The organism is Vibrio sp. 1078-1, assembly GCF_033340475.1.
Map to the genome: position 1 here is coordinate 1 of NZ_JAWOWM010000182.1, position 851 is coordinate 851.

The 851-nt window shown below is 50.3% G+C and carries 1 protein-coding gene; it reads left to right on the forward strand.

Annotated elements, in window-relative coordinates; all coding sequences use genetic code 11:
- Nucleotides 1–851: O-antigen ligase family protein (locus R7190_RS26460; RefSeq protein ID WP_318137750.1), on the forward strand; the 851-nt coding region annotated here is incomplete at both ends.

An 851-nucleotide genomic window follows, 5' to 3' on the forward strand; every position in this document is an offset into this window, starting at 1 on the left:
ATTCTGGCACCCTTCACTCAAGTGGCTGTGCATTTTCTGGGGTCTGGTTATCATCGGGATTGTGTTCGCCTCTAGCCGAGATATTGCCATCACGGTATTTAAAAATACGTATTGGAAAATCATTGTGATGACCTTGGCGATCACTTGGCTGATCACCAAACCGCAGCAGCTCGCTCAAATGTCCAAAGCGATCATCGTCGCCGGCATGTTGATTGGGTTAGTCGCGCTTAACAACGCAGCGAACGGCATTGATTTAGTCGAAGGCACTCGCGTATCGATTGGGCGTTCCATTGGCTCAGTGCTGGGCGACCCTAACGACTTGGCACTCGTGTTGATGTTTCCTCTCGCCTTTACCGTTAGTCAATTGATGGAAAAACGCTCGCCGACCCTATTACGACTCTTCGCGCTTATCACCTGCTTTATCCTGTTTTTCGCAGTGATACAAACACAAAGCCGTGGCGGTTTATTGGGCTCGCTATCCGTGTTTGCTTACTTCGCCTTTAAACACATCAAAAGCAAAACCTTGGTTTTGGTTCTTGGGGCGGTTGCGGCTTTAGCCTTATATGCTTTTGCTGGGATTTCGGGGCGTGAATCCGGCGGCGCAGCAGAAGATGGTATCGACGCATCAGCGATGGGTCGTTTGTACGCATGGGAAGCGGCTTTCAAAATGGCAGTCCACCACCCGTTTACCGGAGTAGGACTGGATAACTTCTACTTCAACTACTACTTCTACAGCCCACATTGGGATGGCATCAACCACGCGGTGCACAGTACATGGTTTGGCGTGTTAGCGGAAACCGGATTTGTCGGGCTAGCGGTATTCATCACGCTGATCGTCTCGTTGATTCGCA